General features: G+C 54.9%; 7 protein-coding genes. 1 reads left to right on the forward strand and 6 read right to left on the reverse strand.

What is annotated here, in order from left to right; translation table 11 throughout:
• Positions 1-901, forward strand: a 901-nt coding sequence (rodA, locus tag VGJ94_11780) for a rod shape-determining protein RodA (GenBank protein ID HEY3277293.1), incomplete at its 5' end; no start/stop codon positions are given.
• Positions 902-996: 95 nt separating this feature from the next.
• Here rodA and VGJ94_11785 read toward each other — a convergent pair.
• The 6 genes from VGJ94_11785 to VGJ94_11810 form a co-directional block, all read right to left on the reverse strand.
• Positions 997-1,557: a hypothetical protein gene (locus tag VGJ94_11785; protein ID HEY3277294.1), complete on the reverse strand. Its 561-nt coding sequence runs from the start codon at positions 1,555-1,557 to the stop codon at positions 997-999.
• Between the two features lie 51 nt (positions 1,558-1,608).
• Complete coding sequence (locus VGJ94_11790; GenBank protein HEY3277295.1) at positions 1,609-1,989, reverse strand: glycine zipper domain-containing protein; 381 nt, start codon at positions 1,987-1,989, stop codon at positions 1,609-1,611.
• Positions 1,990-2,176: 187 nt separating this feature from the next.
• The gene (locus VGJ94_11795; protein HEY3277296.1) at positions 2,177-2,839 is read right to left on the reverse strand and encodes a cobalamin-dependent protein; all 663 of its coding nucleotides are present in this window, start codon (positions 2,837-2,839) and stop codon (positions 2,177-2,179) included.
• Positions 2,836-3,624 carry a GntR family transcriptional regulator gene (locus VGJ94_11800; GenBank protein HEY3277297.1) on the reverse strand — a complete coding sequence of 263 codons (789 nt, stop codon included), beginning with the start codon at positions 3,622-3,624 and terminating at the stop codon, positions 2,836-2,838. The genes VGJ94_11795 and VGJ94_11800 overlap by 4 nt, the downstream gene beginning before the upstream one ends.
• A gap of 106 nt (positions 3,625-3,730) precedes the next feature.
• The gene (locus tag VGJ94_11805) at positions 3,731-4,585 is read right to left on the reverse strand and encodes a dihydropteroate synthase (GenBank protein ID HEY3277298.1); all 855 of its coding nucleotides are present in this window, start codon (positions 4,583-4,585) and stop codon (positions 3,731-3,733) included.
• Positions 4,586-4,598: 13 nt separating this feature from the next.
• Entirely contained in the window at positions 4,599-4,721 is a 123-nt protein-coding gene (locus VGJ94_11810) for a hypothetical protein (protein ID HEY3277299.1), read from the reverse strand.
• Between the last annotated feature and the right edge of the window lie 2 nt (positions 4,722-4,723).

Below are 4,723 nucleotides of genomic sequence, written 5' to 3' on the forward strand. Positions count from 1 at the left end.
CATCTGCTATCAGTCAAAGTGGATCTACTGGTCCGCTATATTCTTCGTAGTCCTTGTCCTGATCATCGGTATGGCGGCGGGCGGTGCGAGAAGGTGGATCAATCTTTTCGGGATAAGCCTCCAGCCGTCGGAGTTTATGAAACCGGCCCTGGTAATTTTTCTTGCGAATATGCTCTACCAGAAGAAGCGGGAAAACGTCGCCCTGGGTTTGAGGGATATCGCGGCCCCCTTGCTATGGACCCTGATCCCTTTTTTCCTCATCGTAAAGCAGCCGGACCTTGGGACCGCGATAATCGTTCTCCTCACGTGCCTCGCCATGCTCTGGTTTGTGGGCTTAAAAAAATCGACCTATGCCATATTGGGTTGCATAGGCGCCGTCACCCCGTTTATAGTGTGGAGATTCCTCCTGAAGCCTTATCAGAAAATGAGGATCCTGAGCTTCATAAACATCGACGCAGACCCTTCGGGTTTCGGGTATCATGCGAAACAGGCGATGATCGCCATCGGGTCGGGCAAATTCCTCGGCAAAGGTTACATGGCCGGCACCCAGCACAAACTCCAGTTTATCCCTGAACACCATACTGATTTCATCTTCACCGTATTCGGAGAGGAATGGGGCTTTGTGGGCTCCATCATCTTTTTTATTCTCTTCATAAGCTTCATATACCGGTGCCTCAAAATATCGCTCACCGCCCATGATGAATTGGGATCCATAATCGCCTTCGGTGCGACCACCATCATTTATCTCCAGTTCACGATCAATGTGCTCATGGCCGCGCACCTGGCGCCCGTGGTGGGCATACCCCTTCCCTTTATCAGCTACGGCGGCTCCTCCCTCGTGACCATCCTGGCGTGCGTGGGTCTCCTTCTGAATATCAATATGAGACGTTATATGTTTTGAATGATTAGGCGGGAAATCCAGATAATTAAGAATCCCGGTCTCTCTCGGAGAGAGACCGGGATTCTTAATTATCTGAGGGCGGACTGTCGAATGTGCTACTGAAGGTCTATTGAATGAAGCATTGCCTTCGCCGTGGGAAGGAATGCTTCATAGGCTTTTTCAGGGGCAACAAAGGACCACAGGTGGAAGACCTCTCCTGTCGGTCTCGGCAGCACGACCACGTACTGTTTGTATTTCTCGCCTCTTATCGAGTATTCGGCGGTAAGCTGCTTCCCCATCAGTTTGGTCTGACCCTTCGCGTAGGGATACGGCTCCGGCTCGTATACGGACACATCTTTTGCCGTCTTGAGCTGTGTCATGAGTGTCTCTATTACCGCATCGCTGTCCTTGTATCTTCCGCCCGGTATCTTCGTGGAATTCAGGTTCCTCAGGCTGATCACGGGTCCACCGTCTTTCCCCTTCCGGGGGGTGAAGATCACGATATGGGGGGCTTGATAGGCATACACCCAGTCCCCGGGATAGGAGATGGTATATCCCAGATTCGGCTCCTTCAACGTGTTTGCCCGCGAGGTGCTCTGGGCCTGTCCTTCGTGAGCGAATCCCATGAGCACCGCGATTATCATAATGGTGAAGATCGACGGGAGCACTTTTTTCATTCCACAACCTCCTTCGTTCGTATCATGCCGTCTTTCGCCGGACACCGGCTTTTAAGGATTTACGGGAACCCATGCCTTGTGCGCCGGGACCCATTTTCCGTTTACCCACTGTCCCGGGACCTGAATCCACTGTCCGGGAGGTGCTTCCTGGGATGAATCGGGAACTGCCACGGCTCTCTGCTGCTGCGCGTTCGCGGATTTCTGCTTCTGATAATCCATCTCATGCCCCACAAGCGCGCCGCCCAGCGTTCCGACTGCCGCACCGATGAGGGTGCCGGCCGTATTGCCGCCTATGATCTGACCTGCTATGGCGCCCACGCCCGCACCGACTGCCGCACCTTTGCCCGTGTCACTCATCCCTCCTATGGACTCACAGGAGTATCCTGCAAAACCGAACATCGCGACCAGCAACAAGACCAACAACTTTTTCATCAGCTCTCCTCCTTGAAAGGCCTTTATAAGCTAGAATTATATGCTTGTTTTTCTTTTCTTTGCAACACATCCACGCGCGAAATCAATCCCGGGGTTAATATATCCGGGGAACGGCTCTTCCCCATCGATGAAAAAGAGTGGATATCGATGATCGGAAAAAGAAAAGGCCTGGGCTTGCACCGTGGCGTCAGCGGGAAGAGCGGCGCCCCCGTATCAGGCTCTGGCACAGACGGACACCCTTCATGGCATCATTCGCCCACCCGTCCGCCCCCACATGGCGGCAGACGTGCTCGTCAACGATCCCGCCGATGATAATTTCCGGGCGAAAGCCGTTTTCGCTGAAGCCCCGGCGAAGCAGCTCGATCGTGGCCCCCATGGTATCGAAGCTCGAAGTGAGAAGGCATGAGAGTCCCACGATATCAGGTTTCAGCTCCTGCGCCTTTTTCTGGAATTCAGCGGCCGGCACATCTACGCCGAGGTCATGCACGGTAAAACCGAAGCACCGCAGCATCACTTTCACGATATCTTTCCCGATGTAGTGAATATCGCCCTCCACAGTGCCGAGGAGAATGCTCCCCGTCTCCTCTCCGGAAAGGCTGTTCTTGAGGAGAGGCAATATCACATCGCCAAGCTCGTGCATAATCTCTCCCGCCATAATCAACGCGGAGATATAGTAGATGCCTTTTTCGTAACGCTCACCCACGAGGCGCATTCCCAACTGGAACTCCTCGACCAGGTTGAGGGGGTCCTCGCCTTCCTTAAGCCGGCGACGTACCTCCACCAGGACCTCTTCCTCCTGCAGGTCCGCGAGAAGGGAAGGGAGGTGTCTTTTGGTCTCAGTCGCTTTCATAATGGTTTTCCTTGCTCCTTCCCCTGAAAATCGGCTGCCCGGGGTATGCCCACCACGGTGACGAACCGCAACCGGTCGCCCCGGCAGATGAAGACTCCCCAGCTTACCGGCCGGTCTTCGAAATCGTAAAACGTGTGCTCCAGACGGAATGACGGAAGCATGACGGGCGCCTTAAGGAGCCGGGCCTGGGCGTCGTCAAGCACTGTTGCCTCTATCGAGAGCTCGCCCCTTTTCAGACTGGTTTCGCCGCTTCCCGTGAGCAGGCCGTGAAGGGCGGTCACTTCCATTTCCGCCTCCACCACGGGCCGGGTGGGATCGTAGATAATATATTCCTGATGACTGAACACAGGCTCGTCGTCTTTAATAATAAGCCGGCGGATGAGGATGGTCCGCTCGCCCGGACTCAGGTTCAGTTTCGCCGCCACATTGGCGTCGGCCTTGACGATCCTCACCTCCAGGAGTTTCACCTTCGTCTGCTCGTTCTTACGAAAAAAATCCCGCAATTCATCGAGTCCGAAAGTGACGGTGCTCAATTCCATCGGTTTTACGAAAGTGCCTTTGCCCTGCGCCGTCGTGACCAGTCCCTGGTCTACGAGAATGTTGATTGCCCTCCTGACGGTCATGGGACTTACATCATAACGCTCGCAGAGCTGCGACTCCGAAGGCAGGCGTTGGCCGGGACGGAAATCCCCCGAGCCGATCTGCTCGCTCAGGATCTGTACGAGCTGTATGTAGGCCGGCCGGAAAGATTTCCTGTCGATTTTTATCAATTGTCGCGCCGTCATGAACTTATTATATTATATGACTATGTAGAGAAGTCAAGAAGGGAAAGGAAGACAGGCGGCCTACCTGCCCGGGCGGGCCGGTTCCGCCTCGCACAGATCCGCCCCTTTATCCCGCCATCTTCTGCATTTTCCTGAAATACATGGTATAACGTCGAGCCCTATTGTCCCGTCCGAGGAGCAGGTCTGTTGCCATAATGTAAGGCTTCATGGTGGCGGCATTCACGATCGCACAGTTAAGGCCTTTCTCGATCGCAAGGGAGAGGAAAACGGCATTGATCACCGGACGCCTGGGCAGACCGAAAGAGACGTTGCTCGCCCCGAGGACGAGGTTCATTCCCATGGTTTTCTTCACCATCTCCATGGTCTGCATGGTGATGAGGGCGGCGTTATTATTGACCGCGCTCGATTCCGCAACGCAATCGGCAAGGAGCTTCTCCGGTCCGATCCCCCCTTCCTGGGCCCTCTCCGCGATGTGAGTAAGCACGGAGAGACGCTTCGCCGCATTATTGGGTATCCCCGCTTCATCGGAGGCGAGGATCACGAGGGACGTGTCGTACTTCCTGACGAGAGGGAGTATCTTCTCCAGCATGGCCTCTTCTCCCGTCACCGAGCTGATGACCGGCTTGCCGCACCCGAGTTTCAAGGCCGCCTCCAGGGCGACCGGATCCCTGCTCTCCAGACAAAGGGGCACATCGATTGTCTTCATAACCGCCTCAGTAACCATAGGGAGAATGACCTTCTCATCGATCCCGAAAGCAGCCACGCTGAGGATCAGTATGTCCGCCCCCGCCTCCACCTGAGCGGCTGCTTCACGCTGTATAGGCTCCATATTACCGGAGAGCATTCCTTCCTTTATGGGGCCCTTGCCGAAGGGGTTTATTCTTTCCCCTATCAGGATTGTGGGCAGGTTGTCTCCTATAATGACCTCTTTTCCCGAAGGGCTTATTACTTTCGTCTCCATCCTTCCTCCTCGCTTATAATATAGGCTGTGCCGCGTTCAGGGTATTGAGCATGAGCATGGTGATGGTCATGGGCCCTACCCCGCCGGGAACAGGGGTAATGGCCGATGCCTTTTCCGCGACTCCCTCGAAGTCCACAT

Source organism: Syntrophorhabdaceae bacterium (assembly GCA_036504895.1).
Taxonomy (GTDB): domain Bacteria; phylum Desulfobacterota; class Syntrophorhabdia; order Syntrophorhabdales; family Syntrophorhabdaceae; genus PNOM01.